Annotated in this window: 17 protein-coding genes, 2 tRNA genes and 1 riboswitch; of the genes, 15 read left to right on the top strand and 4 right to left on the bottom strand. The window is 46.8% G+C overall.

Annotated elements, in window-relative coordinates; all coding sequences use genetic code 11:
• Positions 1 to 9: 9 nt before the first annotated feature.
• Both parC and ICV36_RS04630 read right to left on the bottom strand, forming a co-directional pair.
• Positions 10 to 2,385 carry a DNA topoisomerase IV subunit A gene (gene parC / locus ICV36_RS04635; RefSeq protein ID WP_215401565.1) on the bottom strand — a complete coding sequence of 792 codons (2,376 nt, stop codon included), beginning with the start codon at positions 2,383 to 2,385 and terminating at the stop codon, positions 10 to 12.
• 74 nt (positions 2,386 to 2,459) lie between these two features.
• Positions 2,460 to 4,448 (bottom strand): DNA topoisomerase IV subunit B, encoded by a 1,989-nt coding sequence (locus ICV36_RS04630; RefSeq protein WP_215401409.1) that lies wholly within the window; start codon positions 4,446 to 4,448, stop codon positions 2,460 to 2,462.
• A 79-nt stretch (positions 4,449 to 4,527) separates the two neighbouring features.
• Between ICV36_RS04630 and ICV36_RS04625 the strand changes: the two genes are divergently transcribed.
• From ICV36_RS04625 to thiE, 9 genes are all read left to right on the top strand, one after another.
• Positions 4,528 to 5,748 (top strand): CaiB/BaiF CoA-transferase family protein, encoded by a 1,221-nt coding sequence (locus tag ICV36_RS04625; protein ID WP_215401408.1) that lies wholly within the window; start codon positions 4,528 to 4,530, stop codon positions 5,746 to 5,748.
• A 3-nt stretch (positions 5,749 to 5,751) separates the two neighbouring features.
• Positions 5,752 to 6,984 carry an MFS transporter gene (locus ICV36_RS04620; protein WP_215401407.1) on the top strand — a complete coding sequence of 411 codons (1,233 nt, stop codon included), beginning with the start codon at positions 5,752 to 5,754 and terminating at the stop codon, positions 6,982 to 6,984.
• A gap of 177 nt (positions 6,985 to 7,161) precedes the next feature.
• Positions 7,162 to 7,236: transfer RNA gene (locus ICV36_RS04615), tRNA-Arg, on the top strand.
• A 225-nt stretch (positions 7,237 to 7,461) separates the two neighbouring features.
• Complete coding sequence (locus tag ICV36_RS04610) at positions 7,462 to 8,295, top strand: NUDIX hydrolase family protein (RefSeq protein WP_215401406.1); 834 nt, start codon at positions 7,462 to 7,464, stop codon at positions 8,293 to 8,295.
• Between the two features lie 85 nt (positions 8,296 to 8,380).
• Positions 8,381 to 8,488: riboswitch (TPP riboswitch) on the top strand.
• Positions 8,489 to 8,525: 37 nt separating this feature from the next.
• The gene (gene thiC / locus ICV36_RS04605) at positions 8,526 to 10,466 is read left to right on the top strand and encodes a phosphomethylpyrimidine synthase ThiC (protein ID WP_251375093.1); all 1,941 of its coding nucleotides are present in this window, start codon (positions 8,526 to 8,528) and stop codon (positions 10,464 to 10,466) included.
• A gap of 22 nt (positions 10,467 to 10,488) precedes the next feature.
• Positions 10,489 to 11,637 carry an FAD-dependent oxidoreductase gene (locus ICV36_RS04600; protein WP_215401405.1) on the top strand — a complete coding sequence of 383 codons (1,149 nt, stop codon included), beginning with the start codon at positions 10,489 to 10,491 and terminating at the stop codon, positions 11,635 to 11,637.
• On the top strand, positions 11,628 to 11,825 hold the full coding sequence (gene thiS, locus ICV36_RS04595; protein WP_215401404.1) for a sulfur carrier protein ThiS: 198 nt from the start codon (positions 11,628 to 11,630) through the stop codon (positions 11,823 to 11,825). The genes ICV36_RS04600 and thiS overlap by 10 nt, the downstream gene beginning before the upstream one ends.
• A 28-nt stretch (positions 11,826 to 11,853) precedes the next feature.
• The gene (locus ICV36_RS04590; RefSeq protein ID WP_215401403.1) at positions 11,854 to 12,672 is read left to right on the top strand and encodes a thiazole synthase; all 819 of its coding nucleotides are present in this window, start codon (positions 11,854 to 11,856) and stop codon (positions 12,670 to 12,672) included.
• Positions 12,673 to 12,685: 13 nt separating this feature from the next.
• Positions 12,686 to 13,612, top strand: coding sequence for a thiamine phosphate synthase (gene thiE, locus ICV36_RS04585; RefSeq protein WP_215401402.1), 927 nt, complete (start codon positions 12,686 to 12,688; stop codon positions 13,610 to 13,612).
• A 52-nt stretch (positions 13,613 to 13,664) separates the two neighbouring features.
• On the opposite strand, the gene thiD is transcribed toward thiE, so the two are convergent.
• Positions 13,665 to 14,549 carry a bifunctional hydroxymethylpyrimidine kinase/phosphomethylpyrimidine kinase gene (gene thiD, locus ICV36_RS04580; protein WP_215401401.1) on the bottom strand — a complete coding sequence of 295 codons (885 nt, stop codon included), beginning with the start codon at positions 14,547 to 14,549 and terminating at the stop codon, positions 13,665 to 13,667.
• 21 nt (positions 14,550 to 14,570) lie between these two features.
• Between thiD and ICV36_RS04575 the strand changes: the two genes are divergently transcribed.
• The 6 genes from ICV36_RS04575 to ICV36_RS04550 all read left to right on the top strand — a co-directional run bounded on the left by ICV36_RS04575 (position 14,571) and on the right by ICV36_RS04550 (position 19,800).
• Positions 14,571 to 14,646: transfer RNA gene (locus tag ICV36_RS04575), tRNA-Asn, on the top strand.
• Positions 14,647 to 14,778: 132 nt separating this feature from the next.
• The gene (locus tag ICV36_RS04570) at positions 14,779 to 16,086 is read left to right on the top strand and encodes a U32 family peptidase (protein WP_215401400.1); all 1,308 of its coding nucleotides are present in this window, start codon (positions 14,779 to 14,781) and stop codon (positions 16,084 to 16,086) included.
• A gap of 26 nt (positions 16,087 to 16,112) precedes the next feature.
• Positions 16,113 to 16,640: a hypothetical protein gene (locus tag ICV36_RS04565; protein WP_215401399.1), complete on the top strand. Its 528-nt coding sequence runs from the start codon at positions 16,113 to 16,115 to the stop codon at positions 16,638 to 16,640.
• Between the two features lie 39 nt (positions 16,641 to 16,679).
• Positions 16,680 to 17,522: a transporter gene (locus ICV36_RS04560; RefSeq protein ID WP_251375091.1), complete on the top strand. Its 843-nt coding sequence runs from the start codon at positions 16,680 to 16,682 to the stop codon at positions 17,520 to 17,522.
• A 64-nt stretch (positions 17,523 to 17,586) separates the two neighbouring features.
• A complete protein-coding gene (locus ICV36_RS04555) occupies positions 17,587 to 19,329 on the top strand; it encodes an IlvD/Edd family dehydratase (RefSeq protein ID WP_215401397.1) in 1,743 nt (580 codons plus the stop codon).
• 51 nt (positions 19,330 to 19,380) lie between these two features.
• A complete protein-coding gene (locus ICV36_RS04550) occupies positions 19,381 to 19,800 on the top strand; it encodes a DUF4442 domain-containing protein (RefSeq protein WP_215401396.1) in 420 nt (139 codons plus the stop codon).
• Positions 19,801 to 19,820: 20 nt separating this feature from the next.
• Here ICV36_RS04550 and ICV36_RS04545 read toward each other — a convergent pair whose 3' ends face one another.
• Positions 19,821 to 20,561 carry a 1-acyl-sn-glycerol-3-phosphate acyltransferase gene (locus ICV36_RS04545; protein WP_215401563.1) on the bottom strand — a complete coding sequence of 247 codons (741 nt, stop codon included), beginning with the start codon at positions 20,559 to 20,561 and terminating at the stop codon, positions 19,821 to 19,823.
• Between the last annotated feature and the right edge of the window lie 113 nt (positions 20,562 to 20,674).

Genomic DNA, 20,674 nt, shown 5'->3' with positions numbered 1-20,674 from the left:
CCAGCCAACTTAGTTGGCTTTTAGCTTGCCATCTTTCAAGCGGGGTTCGACAAAGTGGCCTTTACGTGCGCGATTACCTGCAAATGACTTTAAGGTTTTAGCATCTAAGCTAAGTTCGGTTGGCTTACCAGCACGACCAGCACCTGAATACGTCGCACCATCGGAACCTACAGCAATAGCTGATGCCAAGTACTCTTTATCATCTAGACCCATCAGAATCACACCCTTACCGCCAGTTGGCAAGCGTTTGAGCTCATCCAGCGGGAAGACCAACAATTTCGAAGCTTCTGACAAACAAGCAACTTGCTTCATTCCGGGCATCACTTTGGCCGCACCCAGAGGGGCATTACCAGGAACCTTGGCATCCATGCTTAAGAATGATTTACCTGCTTTGTTGCGCGTAGTCATATCAGCTACATTAGCCAAGAAACCAAAACCTGCTTTGGTAGAAAGCAACACCAAATCATCCGATTGACCAGCGTAATACGCAACCATTTGTGATCCAGCAGCCAAGTTCACAAAACTGGTTAATGGAGAACCGTCACCACGTGCGCCCGGTAACTCGCTAACAGGTACGGTATACACACGTCCATCACTACCAAAACCCTGAATGACGTCTACTGTCCTAACTTCAAAGGTTGCATATAAAGCATCGCCCGCCTTGAAGCCGAACTGAGTTGCATCATGCTCGTGTCCTTGACGCACACGTACCCAGCCTTTTTGCGAAACGATCACTGTGACAGGCTCATCTATGACCTTAGTCTCAGCAACAGCACGTTTATCTTCTTGTATGAGGGTACGGCGATCATCACCGAAATCCTTCATATCGGATTCAATTTCTTTGATGATGCGCTTACGCAAGACGGCATCACTCTGCAATAAACCTTCTAAGTCATCACGCTCAGCTTTAAGCTCTTTAAGCTCTTGCTCAATCTTGATGCCCTCTAGGCGAGCTAACTGACGCAAACGAATATCCAAAATATCTTCAGCTTGGCGATCGCTTAGCTTGAATTCTTTAATCAGATCAGCTTTAGGTTCATCACTATTGCGAATGATCTTGATAACCTTATCAATATTCAGAAGTACGGTTAAGCGCCCTTCCAATATGTGCATGCGGTCTTTGACTTTACCCAAGCGATGTTGGGTTCTGCGCGTAACCGTGGTCACCCTAAAGGCAATCCATTCGGACAGGATTTCTTTGAGACCTTTTTGACGCGGACGACCATCATTGCCAATCATCACCAAATTCATCGGCGCATTGGACTCTAATGATGTGTGTGCCAATAAGAGGTTAACAAACTCGTTTACATCAATATTTTTGCTCTTAGGCTCAAATACCAAACGCACTGCAGCATCCTTGCTGGATTCATCCCGAACCCCATCGAGCACATTGAGAAGAGTCGACTTCAGGTTATTTTGCTCAGGAGTTAAGGTCTTCTTGCCAACCTTTACCTTGGGATTAGTGATCTCTTCAATCTCTTGCAAAACTCGCTGAGAAGAAGTGGCTGGCGGCAACTCATTGACGACAACTTGCCATTGACCACGAGCCAATTCTTCAACCGACCAACGTGCGCGCACTTTAATGCTGCCACGCCCTGCCTCATAAATCTGGGCGATTTCTGCTGCTGAAGAAATAATTTGACCGCCACCGGGATAGTCAGGTCCAGGCATGATCTCTAGTAATTCTGCCGTACTGATCTTTGGAGACTTCATTAAAGCAACAGCAGCAGTAGCGACTTCACGCAAATTGTGTGAAGGAATCTCCGTTGCCATACCTACAGCAATACCAGACGCACCATTAAGCAATACAAATGGCAAACGAGCTGGCAATAATTTAGGCTCCTGGAATGAGCCATCATAGTTGGGCGCAAAATCTACCGTACCTTCATCGATCTCGCTCAACAATAAGCTAGCAATCTTGGTAAGGCGTGCCTCGGTATAACGCATTGCTGCTGCGCCATCACCATCGCGGGAGCCAAAGTTACCTTGGCCATCAATTAACGGATAACGCAATGAGAAGCTTTGGGCTAAACGAACCAAAGCATCGTAAGCGGACTGGTCACCATGCGGATGGAACTTACCGAGGACATCGCCCACAACCCGAGCACTCTTTACGGGCTTGGCATCGGCACGTAAGCCCATTTCGCTCATGGAGAACAAGATACGGCGCTGTACAGGCTTTTGACCATCTGATACATCAGGTAACGCACGACCTTTGACTACGCTAATGGCGTAATCTAAATAAGCGCGCTCTGCATATACTGCAAGGGTTAGACTGTCTTTACCGTCCTCATTTAATTCAACGGTTTTAGGATCATGAGTGCCGGAACCGCCATCAGAAGACGCAACTTTGGCTGAAGCCTCGTTGACTTCAACTACTTCCATTTCCTCTACTGGACTTGAAAATAGATCCGCTTGCTCTGCTGGTGCATTTTTCCCAGGAGTCTTTTTGGTTGCCATTAGATATCTGCCTCCACTTCATTGCCGCGTTCTTCAAGCCAATCGCGACGTGCGCCAGATTCAGATTTACCCATCAACATATCCATTGTTTTAAATGTTTCGTCTTCAGTCCAAGCGCCAAGCGTTACCGGTAGTAAGCGTCGAGTATCTGGATTTAAAGTGGTATCCCAAAGCTGTTCTGCACTCATCTCTCCCAAGCCTTTAAAGCGGGAAATCTGCCATGCTGTTTCTTTAACACCATCCTTACGCAACTTATCTTCAATCGCCTGTAGCTCGTTAGCGTCAAGCGCGTAGATCTTCTGGGCTGGTTTCTTGCCACGTGCTGGCGCATCCACTCTAAATAGAGGTGGTCTCGAAATGTGTACGTGACCTAACTCAATCAACTTAGGAAAGTGTTTATAAAAAAGAGTGAGCAGCAATACCTGAATATGTGCGCCATCAACGTCCGCATCCGAAAGAATGCAAACTTTGCCATAGCGCAAATTAGAAAGATCTGGGCTGTCATTCGGACCATGTGGATCAACGCCAATCGCTACTGCAATGTCATGCACCTCATTATTAGCAAATAAGCGATCACGCTCCGCTTCCCAGGTATTGAGCACCTTGCCGCGCAACGGGAGAATGGCTTGATATTCCTTATTGCGACCCATTTTGGCTGAGCCGCCCGCAGAATCGCCCTCCACCAGGAAGATTTCATTCATGCTGATATCTTGGCTCTCACAATCCGTGAGTTTTCCTGGAAGCACCGCCACACCAGATGATTTCTTCTTCTCAACCTTTTGGCCTGCGCGGGTTCTGGCTTGGGCCTGCTTAATCACTAGGTCTGCTAACTTACGACCGTAATCCACGTGCTGGTTTAACCAAAGCTCTAGTGCAGATTTTGCGTAACCCGAAACTAAGCGCACTGCATCACGTGAATTAAGTCGCTCTTTAATCTGACCCTGAAACTGTGGATCCAGTACTTTGGCAGACAAAATAAAGGAAGCGCGTGCAAATACGTCTTCAGGCATCAGCTTCACACCTTTGGGTTGTAATGCATGCATTTCTATAAAGCCTTTGACAGCATTAAATAGACCTTCACGCAAACCACTTTCATGTGTACCGCCCGCTGGCGTTGGTATCAAGTTCACATAACTCTCGCGCACTGGCGCACCATCTTCAGTCCAGCAAACAACCCAAGCTGCGCCCTCACCTTCAGCGAAGGAATCATCATCACCGCTACCAGTAGCGTATTGCTCACCCTCAAATGGGGGAATTACCTCTGCGCCATGGCCTGCTTGTGCAATTGCTTCATTTAAATAGCCACGCAAACCTTGTGCGTATTGCCAAGTCTGGGTATCACCCGTTTTTTCTTGAATCAGGGTTACCTTTACGCCAGGCAACAAAACAGCTTTAGAACGCAATAAGCGGATGAGCTCCGGCATTGGAATAACTGAGCTATCAAAGTACTTACCATCAGGCCAAGCGCGAACACGCGTGCCGTGTGATTTATCTTCTTTTGAAGCGGCAATCGATTTTAGTTTTTCAATTACCTTGCCATCGGCAAAGGTCAATGTTGACATTTGGCCATCGCGCCAAACAGTAACTTCTAATCTCTTAGATAAAGCGTTGGTTACAGAAACGCCAACACCATGCAAGCCACCAGAGAATGCATATGCACCACCCGTGCCTTTTTCAAACTTACCACCAGCATGCAGCTGGGTAAAAACAATCTCAACTACCGGTAACTTTTCAGTAGGATGCATCCCAACTGGAATGCCACGGCCATCATCTTCGACGCTGACACTACCATCGGTATGCATGGTGACGATGATTTGTTTGCCAAATCCTCCTAAGGCCTCATCGGAGGCATTATCGAGAACCTCCTGAATGATGTGGAGCGGATTGTCAGTACGGGTATACATTCCAGGCCGCTGACGGACTGGTTCTAGTCCTTTTAGGACCTGAATCGACGATTCGCTGTATTCGGATGTTTTACGGGTAGCCATGCGCGCAAATTGTAGTCATGTCTGAGATCTAGACCGAATTTTTCAGGAATTCCCCTGTCATCCATGCCAAAATTAGGGGATGGGAGCCTTAAGTCATATTCGCGTTTTAGACCTTAGCCGAGTCTTGGCTGGTCCTTGGTGCGCTCAAAATCTAGCGGATTTAGGAGCGGATGTCATCAAAGTCGAAAGACCAGGGGTTGGGGACGACACCCGCCATTGGGGCCCTCCCTTTGCCAAAGACGCCAATGGCCTGGAAACAGCTGAATCTGCCTATTTTATTTGCATTAATCGCAATAAGCGCTCCATTACCGTTGACATTGCCAAGCCTGAGGGGCAAGAACTCATCCGTAAGCTGGCAGCGGAGTCTGATGTTGTTATCGAGAACTACAAAGTAGGAGATCTCGCTAAATACGGGCTTGATTATGAGAGCCTTAAAAAAGTGAAGTCAGACCTAGTCTATTGCTCAATTACAGGGTTTGGGCAAACCGGACCTTACGCTCACCGTCCTGGCTACGATTTCATTATTCAAGGTATGGGCGGCTTCATGAGTGTGACTGGTGAAGCGCAAGACTTTGAAGGTGCCAGCCCACAAAAGTCTGGTGTTGCAATCGCGGACATCTTTACTGGCATGTATGCCAGCACCGCTATTCTTGCAGCCATCGTTCATCGTGACCACACGGGCGAAGGTCAATACATTGACATGTCGCTTTTAGATACACAAATCGCCGTAATGGCTAATGTATCTAGCGCATACCTAACCTCTGGTGAAGTGCCAAAGCGTTGGGGTAACGCCTCACCAATTATTGTTCCCTATCAAACCTTCCCGACTTCAGATGGCTGGATGATTGTAGCTGCAGGCAACGATGGCCAATTCCGACATTTTGTGACCGCGGGTGGCGAGTCTCAGCTGGCGGATGACCCACGCTTTGTAAGCAACCCTCAACGCGTAGAACATCGTAAGCAACTGATTCCGCTTTTAGAACAAATGACTCGCAAGAAGACCAAAGGTGAATGGATTGAATTGCTTGAGAAAGCTAATGTTCCTTGCGGGCCAATCAATAACTTCAAAGAAGTTTTTGATAATGAGCAAGTCATTCATCGCGGCGTACAAATTCATGTTCCCCATCCAACGGTGGGCAACATGAAGCTGGTTGCAAGCCCGATGCGTTTATCGAAGACGCCAACAGAAGTACGCATGGCGCCGCCCACTCTGGGCCAGCATACACAAGAGATCCTGCATGAGCGCCTCAAATTGGATAACAAAACAATAGAAGAGCTGCGCATCAAGGGAGTTATTTAAACCATGACCACGCTCACTTCCAAAGCAGGGCTTTCTATCAAGGATGTCCTCATCTATGGCGGACTCATGGTCACGCTGTCTATGGGCATTCGTCATGGCTTTGGACTCTTTAATTTACCCATTACCTCAGCCAATGGTTGGGGTCGAGAAACCTTTGCGCTGACGATTGCCCTTCAGAATCTGATCTGGGGAGCTGTGCAACCAATCACTGGAGCGCTGGCTGATCGTTACGGGGCATTCAAAATTATGGTTGCCGGCGGCATTTTGTACGCCCTGGGTTTAGCAGGCATGGCCATTTCTACCGACGTGATGAACTTCACCCTAGCCGGTGGATTGCTCATTGGTTTGGCGCAAACTGCAACGACCTATAGCGTGGTTTATGGCATCTTGGGTCGCAATGTATCACCGGAAAAACGGGTTTGGGCAATGGGCATTACTGCTGCCGCTGGCTCGTTTGGGCAATTTCTGATGATTCCCGCCGAACAAGGATTGCTCAGTATATTTGGCACGCAAGATGCACTTCTGATGTTGGCATTAATGGCGAGCCTGATGATTCCAACTGCTTTTATGTTGCGTGAAAAGAATTTCACCCACAACCATAACCTAGGTGATCAGACGATCAAGCAGGCATTAAAAGAAGCCATCAGCAATCCAAGCTTTCGTTATCTAACTCTAGGGTATTTTGTTTGTGGCTTCCAGGTGGTGTTTATTGCCGTTCATTTGGCGCCCTACCTAAAAGACCTCTCCTCAAGCTATCCAGCTGTTGGGGCGCCAGTAGTCGCCACGACTGCCCTGGCCTTAATCGGCCTCTTCAATATCTTTGGAACCTATAGCTCCGGAATATTGGGACAACGCTTTCCGAAGCGCTATTTGTTGTCTGCAATTTATATAGGGCGATCAATTGCCATCACGGCATTCTTACTACTGCCGCCATCGCCGATGAGCACCTACATCTTTGCAGCCATCATGGGATTCTTATGGCTCTCAACCATTCCACTTACCAATGGCATCGTGGCGCAAATTTTTGGGGTTAAGTATTTAACAATGCTTTCTGGTTTGATTTTTTTCTCGCATCAACTGGGTAGTTTTTGCGGAGCCTTCTTAGGCGGTTATTTGTTTGATCAAACAGGTTCGTATTTAATTGTTTGGGAAATTGCTATTGGACTAGGTGTATTTGCCTTCTTAGTGAATCTTCCCGTAAAAGAACGTGCTATTCATCGAGCAGCAAATGCTTAAGAAAAAAACATCCATCTGGAAAATCATTTCCTACGGATTTGCGTTGTTTGTTTTACTGTTTGTTTTTTCACTGTACTTCGCACCAGATATGATGGTGGCAGTAACCAATCAAGTTTGGGCGCTTTGTGGTTGGTAATTCATTAGAATTGCGCTACCACACTTTATATTTTTTAGCATCTCGCCGTAGCACAATGGATAGTGCACATGCCTCCTAAGCGTGGGATACAGGTTCGATTCCTGTCGGCGGGACCAAAAAATTCTTGCCACTTATCCACAGGCCTTGTGGATAAATCCACAAAAGTTTTCGTAAGTCACAGATTTGTATAGGTTGACCTAGCTTGCCTAATTTGTGTGCAAGAAGTATTCCTCTGTTTTCCGTACTTTCTGACAAATTTTTATTTATACAAATTGAAATTATGTGCTATGGCGACTCTTGACTTAGGGCGCAGGAGCCTAACTTCCCTTACACTTAGGGCCATGTCCAGCCTTTCTACCAGCACGCTAGCCGCCCTTGAGGAAATGCTCCAGAATACGGCGCGCCCTGCTCCAGCAGATTACCTGCCAATTTACTTATCCCGCGGCGTGCTTGGTGACCAGCTAATTGGACATCTCAATCCAGAGTTCATATCCTACTTGCAAACGTCATTGCAAAAAGAATCTATTCCGCTGATTGAAATGGGTCATGACAAACTCACTATTCGCATTAGTAAGCCCAAGGATTTATCAAACAGCCTGTATCAATTGGCCAATCGTATGCGTCTCGGTGGATTTATTCCAGGCTGGCGTAATGAAGATTTTGCATGGATTGATCAAAACGGTCATAAATACTTTCGCATGGAGCGCGCTGCGTTTCGCACCTTTGGCTTTCGCAGTATGGCAACTCATATCAATGGTTACACTCAAGGCAATACGATTTGGTTGGGCAGACGTAGCGAGACGAAACCTACCGACCCCGGTAAGTTAGATAACTTAGCCGCTGGTGGTATCACTGCCGACGAAACACCCTGGGTCAGTGCGCGTCGTGAACTTTGGGAAGAGGCTGGCGTCCCGGATCAGATTGCCGATCAGATTGAACCTGTAGGCCGCATTCATATGCGTCGTCCAATACCAGGAAGAGGCTTTCATGATGAACAGCTCTACGTTTATGACTTAGAGCTCGCCGATAATTTTGTCCCCACCAATCACGATGGTGAAGTCAGTGGATTTATTGAAATCCCACTTCCAGAAGCTGCTGCAAGAATTTTGGCTGACGAGTTCACCTCTGATGCTGCTTTTGTAACTGCAGACTTCATATTGCGGCGCAATAAATAACTGATTTCAAGCCAATTGATTCGTTGGCGCTTAGCTTAACTGCTGTCACCCTCTAAACAACCAATTCGTGGTTAAATTCTCCTTAAGGATGAAACAGGGGTGCCCTTTATTGCGATTTTGCTTGAAGGCGCTGAGAAAGACCCTAGAACCCGATCCAGATAATGCTGGCGTGGGGAGTTACATCAGACCGACACCCGGTTTCGTCCATCTAAACCAGCTAGGAGATGGACATGAGTACAGGCAAGACCACAACAAAAAACGCTAAACACGAGATTCCGAGTTTAAAAAGTTTAGAGCGTGACTTTGGGCAAAAGTTTGCCTACCCAGCTTCAACAAAAACTTACCTCCAGGGTTCAAGGTCTGATATCAAAGCGCCAATCCGGATGATTGAGCAACTCCCCACTCGCGTTGGCGAAGAGTTATTGGCAAACCCGCCTGTTCCTGTTTATGACACTTCTGGCCCCTACAGTGATCCTGATGTTGTCATCAATCTCGAAAAAGGTTTGCCAAGATTGCGTGACGCCTGGATAGCAGAACGCAACGACACAGTGCAATTAGCAGGCCCTAGCTCTAAATACGGCGTTGCGCGTTCACAAGATGCAGCAACCCAAAACTTACGCTTCTCACACATCAGCGCCCCACGCGTAGCTAAATCTGGTCACAACGTAAGTCAAATGCATTACGCCCGCAAAGGGATCATTACTCCAGAGATGGAATACATTGCCTTGCGCGAATCGATGGGGCTTGAGCAACTGCGCAAAGACCCTGCTTATAAGCAACTCCTCAAGCAACATCCTGGCAAAGGCTATGGCGCCAATCTACCTGACATCATTACCGGTGAATTTGTGCGCTCTGAGATTGCCGCTGGCCGCGCCATTATTCCCGCCAATATTAATCATCCTGAACTAGAGCCCATGATTATCGGTCGTAACTTCCGCGTGAAGATTAACGGCAACCTCGGCAACTCTGCAGTGACCTCCTCCATTAACGAAGAGGTAGAAAAAATGGTCTGGTCTATTCGTTGGGGTGCTGACACCATCATGGATCTTTCCACCGGTAAGCACATTCATGAAACCCGTGAATGGATTATTCGCAACTCTCCAGTGCCGATTGGCACCGTTCCCATCTATCAAGCATTAGATAAGACTGGCGGCATTGCAGAAGACCTCACTTGGGAAATGTTCCGCGACACCTTAATTGAACAAGCCGAACAAGGTGTGGATTACTTTACTATTCATGCGGGCGTATTACTCCGTTATGTCCCACTTACGGCTGACCGCATTACCGGCATCGTGTCTCGCGGCGGCTCCATCATGGCTAAGTGGTGCCTAGCTCACCACAAAGAAAACTTCCTCTATACGAAGTTTGATGAGATTTGTGAAATCATGAAAGCCTATGACGTGTCATTTAGTTTGGGTGATGGCTTGCGTCCTGGTTGCATTGCAGACTCAAATGATGCTGCTCAGTTTGGTGAACTCCATACATTAGGCGAATTGACTGCTAAGGCATGGAAACATGACGTGCAAGTGATGATTGAAGGTCCTGGTCATGTACCTATGCAGCGCATTGAAGAAAATATGACCGAAGAGCTGAAACATTGCTTAGAGGCGCCCTTCTATACCCTCGGACCATTGATCACAGATATTGCTCCTGGTTACGATCACATTACCAGCGGCATTGGTGCAGCGCAAATTGGTTGGTACGGCACTGCCATGCTTTGCTATGTCACACCAAAAGAGCATTTAGGATTGCCAGATAAAGAAGATGTACGCGAAGGCATCATCACCTACAAGATCGCAGCCCATGGCGCTGACTTAGCTAAAGGTTTACCTGGCGCACAAGTACGCGATAACGCATTGTCTAAAGCCCGCTTTGAGTTCCGTTGGGAAGATCAATTTAATTTAGGCTTGGATCCAGAACGCGCCAGGGAGTATCACGATGCAACTCTGCCAGCTGAAGGTGCAAAGATCGCTCACTTCTGTTCAATGTGCGGTCCGAAGTTCTGCTCCATGAAAATCACCCAAGAGGTACGTGACTACGCAGCGACCTTAGATGCTGATGGCAACCCTAAAGCTAAAGTCATTCCAATTACTGAAGTAGCTGACGCTTCTAAAGGCATGGAAGAAATGTCTGCAGAGTTCCGCAAACGCGGTAGTGAAATTTATCAGTAAGTCACATAACTAAAAGATAAATATGACGAGCGAAAGCTTCTCCAAAAGTAAGTACGCAATTGTTGGCGGCGGCCTCATGGGTCGCCTGCTTGCACTTGCACTTGCAAAAGAAGGTGCGCAGGTTGACCTTTTTGACAAGGGCGGACCCGATGGTTCTCATGCTGCCGCACGCATTGCAGCAGCGATGTTGGCGCCTTTGGCAGAGTCTGCTATCACGGAAGATTCTGTTGTGCGAATGGGTTTATACAGCCTACCGCGCTGGAAAAAACTGATTTCAGATTTGTCTCGCCCAGTGTACTTTCAGCAAGACGGCACGCTGATTCTTTGGCATAGGCAAGACGCTAGTGAAGCAGAACGTTTTACTGCGCATTTACAAAAGAATTGTCGTGCGAACTCCGACCTCAGTGCGCCGCAAAAGTTAAGCAATGAAGCCTTGCGTGAACTTGAGCCTGGTGTTGCCGACAGATTTACTCAGGGGCTATATTTACCCAACGAAGGGCAGCTAGATAATCGTCAATTATTAGATGCACTTGCTAATGAATTAACGCTATTGAAGGTGAATTGCCACTGGCATACAGAAGTTGACCCACAAGAGCTAAAAAAACAAAGCTGTTACAGAGCGGTGGTTGATTGTCGTGGTACCGGCGCTAAAGAGTCTTGGTCTACTGGTGAGCAGCCCAATGCCTTACGGGGCGTACGTGGTGAAGTAGTTAGACTCTATGCCCCAGAGGTGAAGTTGCGTCGCCCAACGCGTTTAATCCATCCACGCTACCCGATTTATATTGCTCCCAAAGAAAATGATGTCTATGTAGTGGGTGCTACTGAGATTGAATCTGATGATCTCTCAGAAATGAGTGTGCGCTCTGCTATGGAGTTACTGAGCTCCGTATACACGGTACATAGCGGCTTTGCTGAAGCCCGAATTTTAGAAATGGCAACGCAATGTCGACCCACATTGAAAAACAATCTCCCAGAAATACGGTTTCAAAAAGAAAAAGGGTTGGCTGATTTGATCATGATCAATGGCCTATATCGCCATGGTTTTATGATTTCCCCTGCGGTGCTCGATTGCGCCCTAGAGCTTTTAGCGCAAGGTACAAGCAAGACTGCATTGGAATTAGGTTTGACTATTACTCATAACACTAAGCAGGTAGATGCTGTATGCGCGTAATTGTTAATCAAGTCCCCTATGAGCTTCCGAGCCAGAGCTTGGTGAGTGATGCGCTAGCCTTAATTAACGCCAAACCGCCCTATGCTGTCGCAGTGAATCTGCATTTTGTACCCAAAACTAAGCATACCGAGTTTGTCTTAAAGGAAAATGACCAAATTGAAGTGATTGCCCCAGTTACCGGTGGCTGATGCAGATAAATATAAGAATGAAGTTGAAATGAACGCACCCTTACCGAGCAACCTTAACAGCGCTGACACTCTTGTTCTTTATGGCGAGAGCTTTGCCAGCCGTTTGTTATTGGGTACTTCACGCTACCCCTCCCCTCAGGTGTTGGAGCATGCTGTTCAAGCCTCCAATCCTGCCATGATTACCGTAAGCTTGCGTCGCCAAGGTACCTCGACTGCTGAAGCGCATAGCGGCTTTTGGGATTTACTCAAAAAGATGGCTGTACCAGTTTTACCAAATACCGCCGGTTGTCATAGCCCACAAGAAGTGATTACCACCGCACAAATGGCGCGTGAAGTTTTTGAAACGGATTGGATCAAGCTTGAACTAATCGGTGATGACTACACCTTACAACCCGATGTTCTACGATTAGTACAAACTGCAGAAATCCTCATTAAAGATGGCTTCAAAGTTTTGCCGTATTGCACTGAAGATCTTATTTTGTGTCAACGATTAGTGGACGCAGGTTGCCAGGCAGTCATGCCATGGGCGGCACCCATCGGAACTGGGCAAGGACCTTTAAATCCCTATGCTATGAAACTCTTGCGTGACCGTTTGAAAGTCCCGCTCTTAGTTGATGCGGGCTTAGGTCTTCCATCCCATGCCTGCACTGTGATGGAATGGGGCTTTGATGGTGTCCTGCTCAATACTGCAGTGGCACTTGCTAACGATCCTGTGGCCATGGCAAAGGCATTTGCCATGGCGGTAGATGCGGGCCGTGCTGCCTATGTATCCGGCGCCATGAAGCCACAAGAATCTGCTCAAGCCAGTACGCCTTTGGTGGGTACGCCATTTTGGCATCAAACTTAAGTACACTGATTCTATGAGCCTCATTCGTGACCTAGCAGACCAAATCGTGGCAGCACATCGCAACGATGATCTGTGCATTCCGATTCCAAGCTATAACCTACACAATCCACCCCCATTAATTGATAACGAGGTGGCGGTTGATCATTACGAACTAGCAGGTGCATTAGCCAGCATTGAAATGGGTTTTATAGAATCTGATGCCCGAATTCTTGGTAAAGCCTGGTCACGCATGACTTTGCAAGATGGTGGTTTTAATCCCTTTAAGTGGCCGAGTAGACCGGAGCATTTTGATTTGCTGCCCTGGACTCGCAATATGAATCCGAATGCCTTTAAGGAGTGCCCAAAGCGTTTGGGTTTGTATGGCGTCATGCCCGATGCCGACTGGGTAAAGCGCATGGTCGATGCTGAGATTCCAACTGTGCAACTGCGCTTCAAATCGGACGAGAAAGCGAAGATCCGAAAACAAATTAAAGAATCCGTTGCCGCTGCAAAAGATAGCAAGACGCTACTTTTCATCAATGATTACTGGCAAGAAGCTATTGATGCGGGGGCTTATGGTGTTCATCTAGGTCAAGAGGATTTAGTTGACGCCAACCTTGAAGAAATTCGTGGGGAAGGATTAAGACTAGGCATTAGCACTCATGGTTATGCAGAGCTTGCCCATGCCGATCGCTTTTGCCCAAGCTATATTGCGATGGGTGCAGTTTTTCCAACAAATTTAAAGAAGATGCCCACTGCACCTCAAGGCCTGGGACGCTTATATCAGTACGCCAAGTTAATGAGTCACTACCCCTTGGTGGCTATCGGTGGCATTGATCAAGAAAGCATTCATGCGGTTGCCAAAAGTGGTGTGGGGTCTGTCGCCGTTGTGAGGGCCATTACCCAAGCAAAAGATCCAAAGGCGGCAGTAAAACATCTTCAAGAATTAATGCAGGCCTAAAGCGATTGATTTAAATCTTTTAGCGCACTTATCTTTCTTGGCATTTAATTTATTAGCACTTATCGTTTTCATCCAACAATGCTGTTGGGTAAAAGTCATGCATATGCCACAAAGGCCCAGGACCTTCACCGATACTTAAGAAGCGCCCTGCTTCTAAGCCGGCCTCAACAAAAGCAATGGCTTTAGCAACCGCATGAGCGAGATCATGGCCATCTGCGAGATAAGTCGCAATTGCAGATGCTAGAGAACATCCTGTGCCGTGAGTGTTCACAGTGTTCACGCGATAGTGCTTAAACTCTTTTGTTTGAACTACCTCCAGACCATCTTCGATCGTGCGCCACATTAAGTAATCTGTAATTTGGGTATGCGTACTATCTAAGTGACCGCCTTTGATCAGGACTGCTTGCGGTCCCATTTCGAGCAATTCTTCTGCGGCTATTTTGAAATCATTCGGCCCACTAATCTCACGACCCAACAATAAAGAAGCTTCATCCAAATTTGGTGTAATGAGTGTTGCCATTGGAAATAATTCAGCGATCATCGCTTGAGCAGTATCGTCACCACCTAAACTTGCACCAGAGGTGGCACGCAAAACAGGGTCAAGGACTATTCGCTTTACACCATGTTTGCGTAAAGATTTAGCAACCGTTTTGACAATTTCTGGACTGGCTAGCATGCCGATTTTGACAATGTCAGCGCCAATATCCATTAATACAGCGTCAATCTGCGCCTCTACTACATCAAGATCCACATCTTGAATACGCGTGACCCCCAGGGTGTTTTGAGCTGTAATTGCGGTGATCACAGACATTCCATAGCCACCCAAGGCCGTGATGACCTTGAGGTCAGCCTGAAGCCCTGCCCCGCCGCCACTATCGGACCCAGCAATGGTCAGCACTTTGGGGATCTGCACAGAAGTGGGAAGAAGTGATTTCATCTTGCTATAATATCGGCTTATTCCTCGATAGCTCAGTCGGTAGAGCGCCGGACTGTTAATCCGTAGGTCCCTGGTTCGAGCCCAGGTCGAGGAGCCAAATAAGTGAAGCCCCTAAAGAGATTTAGGGGCTTTTTCTTTACACAATCCCCACGCAAGGGCCTGAGATAGCATATTCACGGCACTCACAGCCATAAACCAAATTGGGGCTAAGCACACTAAAATAGAGCCCATGACTAAGATTCCTGAACTACTTGCTCCAGCTGGCAGCCTCAATATGCTGCAAACTGCATTTGATTTTGGCGCCGATGCCATTTATGCCGGACAGCCACGTTATTCATTGCGGGTTCGCAATAACGACTTTGGCAAGATCGAAGTTCTCAAGCAAGGAATTGATGCTGCCCATGAATTAGGCAAGAAGTTTTATTTAGTTTCAAACTTATTGCCGCACGGCGGCAAAACACGCACCTACATCAAAGACATGGATCCGGTTATTGCACTAAAGCCAGATGCTTTAATCATGTCTGACCCTGGTTTAATCATGATGGCACGTGATGCTTGGCCAGATATGCCAATTCATTTGTCAGTTCAGGCCAATACCGTCAATGGGGCTTCAGCAAAATTCTGGCGTTCCGTAGGTATCAGCCGAGTAATTCTGTCTCGCGAACTCTCTTTTGATGAAATCGAAGAAGTACGTCAAGACTGCCCAGAAATGGAGCTGGAAGTCTTTGTTCATGGCGCTCTGTGTATTGCCTACTCAGGCCGTTGCTTATTATCAGGCTATATGTCACATCGAGACTCTAACCAAGGTGCTTGTACCAATGCCTGTCGCTGGGACTACAAAGTGAAGCCAGGACAGCAAAATGGTAGCGGTGATGTCGTACTCCTACAAGAAGCTCGCCGCCCCGATGATTTGATGCCCATGGAAGAAGATGAGCATGGCACTTACATCATGAACTCCAAAGATCTGCGCGCTATTGAGCATATTGAGCGCTTAACGAAGATGGGTGTCGACTCCTTCAAGATCGAAGGACGCACCAAGTCCCCTTATTACGTTTCTCGCACCGTGCAAGCCTACCGAGCCGCAATCAATGATGCTGTAGCGGGCAGACCATTCAATACCGCTTTATTAGGTCAGTTAGAAGGCCTGGCTAACCGAGGCTATACCGATGGTTTTTATGAACGCCATCATGATAAAGAGTATCAACTGTATATGCGTGGCCACTCATTATCTGGTCGCAGCTTATATGTCGGCGAAACTGTAGATATGGATTCTGCTAACGGTCGCGTCAAGGTCGATGTCAAGAATCGCTTTTCTGTTGGCGATAAAATTGAGATTATCGAACCCAACGGAAACACCGATGTAGTGTTGTCAGAAATGTGGAATGTGAATGGCGAGCCTGTTGATGTTGCGCCAGGCTCTGGTCACTTTGTATGGCTCAAGATCCCAATGACTAGCAAACATGCCTTTATTGCTCGTTATACACAAGAACCAGCTCCTGTTGAAACATCTGGATCTTGCGCCACTTGTGGCGAGTAATCTTTTTTCTTTGAAAGTGTGCTTTGATGACTAACGCTGCTGCGAGCAACACCAAAAATCGTAACCTTAAAGAAAAGTTCAAAGAGGAAGCCAAAAAAGCATTCGCATTAACGCTTTATTTTGGCGCTTGGTTCTGCGCAATTACTTTTATGGCTGCCACAGCTTTAGAAGAGCGCCCTATTCCGCTCTCAATTTTTGGTTTTGCACTAATCAAGGCCGGTATATCAGCAAAGTTCATGTTGATTGCGCAAGCGGCTTATCCAATTAAGGTGAATAAGGAACATGGCATCGTTAATTCACTTGTTTTTGAATCCATTATCTACATCATCGTTGTAATTGCTTTGAACTTTTTAGAGGCTGGTGTAGATGGCTTGATGCATGGGAAGACTTTTATCGCATCTATGGGAGCTTTTGGTCATGGCGATCCATTAAGAATTCTTGCCATGTCCATTCTCTACTGGCTCATTGTTTGGCCCTATTTAATCTTTATGGGCGTCAATCAAGCATTAGGCAACACAGCCACGCTAGAAATCCTGTTTGGCTCCAAAAAATAATTGTCATCCTTTCATTGCGTGAGAATTTTTTGGCTATGCTTGTTTGGAATTTTTTGCCAACAAGCGTCTGCCCAAGAAATTGAAGCACGCATGTATTCCAATTCGCCGATTGGAATTAACTTCCTTACCGGTGGTATTGCTCAAGCTAAAAGTGGCTCCTATCGACTTACTACCGAGGCAGCCAATATCACCCGCATCATCGATGTCTTTGGGCAATCCGGTAGGATTAGTCTTTTATTGCCCTATGCGCAGCTAACGGGGTCAGGCAATATAGGCTCTCAGAGCATGAATGCTTCTGCAGAAGGCTTGTCCGATCCTGTTATTAAAGTCTCTGCCAACTTATATGGCGCTCCTGCACTTTCCTTGGATGAGTTCAAGACTTATCAACAAGACTTGATTGTTGGGGCCAGCCTTGCTGCCTCTATTCCATGGGGCAAATACAACAGCGATCAAATGCTCAACGTTGGCGCTAATCGCTCCGTTATTCAACCGGGTATCGGGGCTTCACAAGCTATTGGTCCTTGGCGTTTAGAACTTGCAGGAATGGCCACAATCTATACCAACAATACGAACTTTATGGGCGGTAATACGCTATCCCAAAATCCCATGTACTCCACTGAAACGCATGTGATTTACTATTTCGAGAACCAAGCCTGGATATCAGCGGATGCAACTTACTATATGGGTGGTCAATCGCATGTCAATGGTATGCCGATCAATGGATCTCAAGAAAATTGGCGATTTGGGAGCACTCTGTCCTACCCCATTAATAAGCACAACTCTATACGGCTTACTGGGAGCACGGGAGTCTACTCCAGAACAAACAATAGCTATGATGCCCTGGGTATTTCGTGGCAATACCGCTGGGGCGGCGGACTATAGGTAAACAAGTCATTCCGTCGCTACAATCACGTGAAAGAACATTGATAAGAGATACGAGACATTCATGGGCAATAAACCAAAAGATCCTACTGAAAGCGGCTTACGCAAGGGCTTAACAAGCTATGGCGACAAAGGGTTCTCATTGTTTTTACGCAAGGCTTTTATTAAAGGTGCTGGCTACACCAATGGTGCCCTGGATCGCCCTGTAATTGGCATTATTAATACCGGTAGTGCATACAACCCCTGTCACGGCAATATGCCGCAATTAATTGAAGCAGTAAAGCGTGGTGTGATGTTAGCTGGTGGTCTACCAATGGATTTCCCTACGATTTCCATTCATGAGAGTTTTTCCTCTCCTACATCAATGTATCTACGCAACTTGATGTCGATGGACACCGAAGAGATGTTGCGTGCTCAGCCGATGGATGCCGTCGTCATGATTGGCGGCTGCGATAAAACAGTTCCTGCACAAATGATGGGCGCAGCCTCTGCTGGACTACCTGCTATTCAACTGATTACCGGCTCAATGCTAACCGGATCACATCGTAGCGAACGTGTTGGCGCCTGCACAGATTGCCGTCGCTATTGGGGTAAATTCCGTGCCGGTGAAATCGATGCAGCAGAAAAGGATGAGGTAAACAATCAGTTAGTTGCCAGCGTTGGCACTTGCTCTGTAATGGGTACAGCCAGCACCATGGCTTGCATTTCAGAAGCGCTGGGTATGACCGTTCCTGGTGGCGCAACCCCTCCAGCAGTAACTGCAGATCGCATCCGTATCGCGGAAGAAACTGGCACTTGTGCAGTGAAGATGGCTAAAGAGGGATTAACGATCGACAAAATCTTAACTGCTGATGCCTTTGAAAATGCAATGCGCGTTTTACTTGCCATTGGCGGCTCCACTAATGGCATTGTTCACCTTGCAGCGATTGCAGGACGCATGGGGCTTGAGATTGATTTGGATGCCCTTGATAAGATGGGTGATGAGACTCCGGTTCTAGTGGATTTAAAACCTTCCGGCGATCATTACATGGAGAACTTTCATGATGCAGGGGGTATGACTACCCTGCTTCGTGAGCTCAAGCCATTATTGAAGCTAGATGCAATGACCGTTTCAGGCAGAACACTCGGCGAAGAAATTGATGCGGCTCTTCCTAGTTTTAAACAAGATGTCGTTCGTCCTTTTAATAAGCCTATTTATCCACGCGGTAGTATTGCTGTATTGCATGGCAATCTTGCACCCGGTGGCGCCATCATTAAACAGTCTGCTGCCGATGAGAAGTTGATGGAGCATGAAGGTCGTGCCGTAGTTTTTGAAGATGCCGCTGATTTAGCGAACCGCATTGACAGTCCAGATTTGGATGTCACTGCTGACGATATCTTGGTATTAAAGAATATTGGACCTAAAGGTGCTCCTGGCATGCCTGAGGCGGGTTACATCCCAATTCCGATGAAGTTAGCAAGAGCTGGCGTGAAAGACATCGTACGCATCTCTGATGGACGTATGAGTGGTACCGCCTTTGGCACGATTGTGTTGCACGTTACACCTGAATCTGCAATTGGCGGCCCTTTAGCGCAAGTACGCAACGGTGATCGCATTCGATTGAGTGTGAAAAATCGGGAGATTAGCCTACTGATTTCGGATGAAGAACTTGCCAAGCGCATGAAAGATAACCCTATTACTACCCCAACTGCCGAGCGTGGGTATAAAAAGCTTTTTCTAGATACCGTGACGCAGGCAGATCAAGGTGTGGATTTTGATTTCTTAAGATCAGCCAAGATGATTGGCAAGACGCCGCAGTCGAAGTAAAAATCAATAGAAATTGATTCAGTGATTAATGCCAATCTACTTCGCAGAGGAATGAATCTATGGCCTCCGTTTCTGGGGGCTGGAATTACTGTTGAAAAAATCTCGAAAGATTTTAGGCATGCCAAGGTTCGCCTAAAGCATGGCTTATTGAATCGCAATATCGTGGGTGTTCACTTTGGCGGCAGTCTATTTGCAATGACTGACCCCTTCTTCATGATGATGGTGTCGCAGAATATCGGCAAGGGCTACATCGTTTGGGATCAAGCGGCGAAGATTGAATTTCTTAAGCCTGGTAAAGGCACTGTGCATGCCTCCTTTGAAGTCACTCAACAAGAAATTGATGACATCATCAGCGCTGCAGAGCCTGGCAATAAAATCTACAAAGACTTTGTTGTGGATGTTAAAGACAAGGAAGAAGATGTCGTTGCGCGTATTACGAAGACTTTATATATACGCAAGAAGATGAAGTGAAATAACCAGTACTTTTACTTTTATTGGTTTACATAAGCTGACGCATCTAGTCGGCGCATTTCACCTTCAATCCAAGCCTCTACTTCTAATTGCAACTGCTCTTCAGTTTTGCCTTGAACAGAAATCACAGGTCCAATGGACAACGTGATTAATCCGGGCTTCTTGAGAAATGTCTTTCTCGGCCATATAGCACCAGAGTTTTGCGCCACCGGCAGAATATCAGTTTGCGTGCTAATAGCAAGGCGCACACCGCCCTTACGATAAGGCTTAAAAGATCCACGTGGAGTGCGCGTGCCCTCTGGGAAAATCGCAATCCATCTACCCTCCTTCAATACTACCTTGCCTTGAGCAGCAACTGCTGCTCTTGCGTTTTCACGATCGCCACGATTGATATGAATCATTCGCAGCGAAGACAAAGCCCATCCAAAGAATGGCACGTATAAGAGCTCTCTCTTGAATACAAAGCAAAGCTCTTTAGGAAAAATTGCTGGGTATACAAAGGTTTCCCAGGCAGACTGATGTTTACCCAAAACAATTAATGGCTTATTGGGATCTTTTGGAATGTTTTCCAAGCCTTCAATTTTTGACCGAATGCCACACAAGACTGACAACACATTCTGGATCAAGTGACACCAAGCTACGCCGATGTTGTAGCGAGTATGTCGACTGGTAAATGGGATCGCCAGAATAATGACTGAGGCATAAAGGGTCACCGAAGTGAAACCAAATAGATAAAACATTAAAGATTTAAGCCAAAGAATCACGATAATATTTTTACTAATATGTAATTAAAAATGTATTTTAAATGACTAGCCTTTACAAGTTGAGCGCCCCTAAAAGTTAGGGCACCTCTCTTATCAAGCCGATTTCTTGG

Source organism: Polynucleobacter sp. MWH-UH35A (assembly GCF_018687075.1).
Lineage (GTDB): Bacteria > Pseudomonadota > Gammaproteobacteria > Burkholderiales > Burkholderiaceae > Polynucleobacter.
Note: the sequence above shows the minus strand (reverse complement) of the source record. Positions and strands in the feature narration are given on the sequence as shown.

Coding starts and splice junctions, on each gene's coding strand:
- parC (WP_215401565.1), bottom strand. CDS start 2,385: ATGGAAGTAGTTGAAGTCAACGAGGCTTCAGCCAAAGTTGCGTCTTCT.
- ICV36_RS04630 (WP_215401409.1), bottom strand. CDS start 4,448: ATGGCTACCCGTAAAACATCCGAATACAGCGAATCGTCGATTCAGGTC.
- ICV36_RS04625 (WP_215401408.1), top strand. CDS start 4,528: ATGGGAGCCTTAAGTCATATTCGCGTTTTAGACCTTAGCCGAGTCTTG.
- ICV36_RS04620 (WP_215401407.1), top strand. CDS start 5,752: ATGACCACGCTCACTTCCAAAGCAGGGCTTTCTATCAAGGATGTCCTC.
- ICV36_RS04610 (WP_215401406.1), top strand. CDS start 7,462: ATGTCCAGCCTTTCTACCAGCACGCTAGCCGCCCTTGAGGAAATGCTC.
- thiC (WP_251375093.1), top strand. CDS start 8,526: ATGAGTACAGGCAAGACCACAACAAAAAACGCTAAACACGAGATTCCG.
- ICV36_RS04600 (WP_215401405.1), top strand. CDS start 10,489: ATGACGAGCGAAAGCTTCTCCAAAAGTAAGTACGCAATTGTTGGCGGC.
- thiS (WP_215401404.1), top strand. CDS start 11,628: ATGCGCGTAATTGTTAATCAAGTCCCCTATGAGCTTCCGAGCCAGAGC.
- ICV36_RS04590 (WP_215401403.1), top strand. CDS start 11,854: ATGAACGCACCCTTACCGAGCAACCTTAACAGCGCTGACACTCTTGTT.
- thiE (WP_215401402.1), top strand. CDS start 12,686: ATGAGCCTCATTCGTGACCTAGCAGACCAAATCGTGGCAGCACATCGC.
- thiD (WP_215401401.1), bottom strand. CDS start 14,549: ATGAAATCACTTCTTCCCACTTCTGTGCAGATCCCCAAAGTGCTGACC.
- ICV36_RS04570 (WP_215401400.1), top strand. CDS start 14,779: ATGACTAAGATTCCTGAACTACTTGCTCCAGCTGGCAGCCTCAATATG.
- ICV36_RS04565 (WP_215401399.1), top strand. CDS start 16,113: ATGACTAACGCTGCTGCGAGCAACACCAAAAATCGTAACCTTAAAGAA.
- ICV36_RS04555 (WP_215401397.1), top strand. CDS start 17,587: ATGGGCAATAAACCAAAAGATCCTACTGAAAGCGGCTTACGCAAGGGC.
- ICV36_RS04550 (WP_215401396.1), top strand. CDS start 19,381: ATGAATCTATGGCCTCCGTTTCTGGGGGCTGGAATTACTGTTGAAAAA.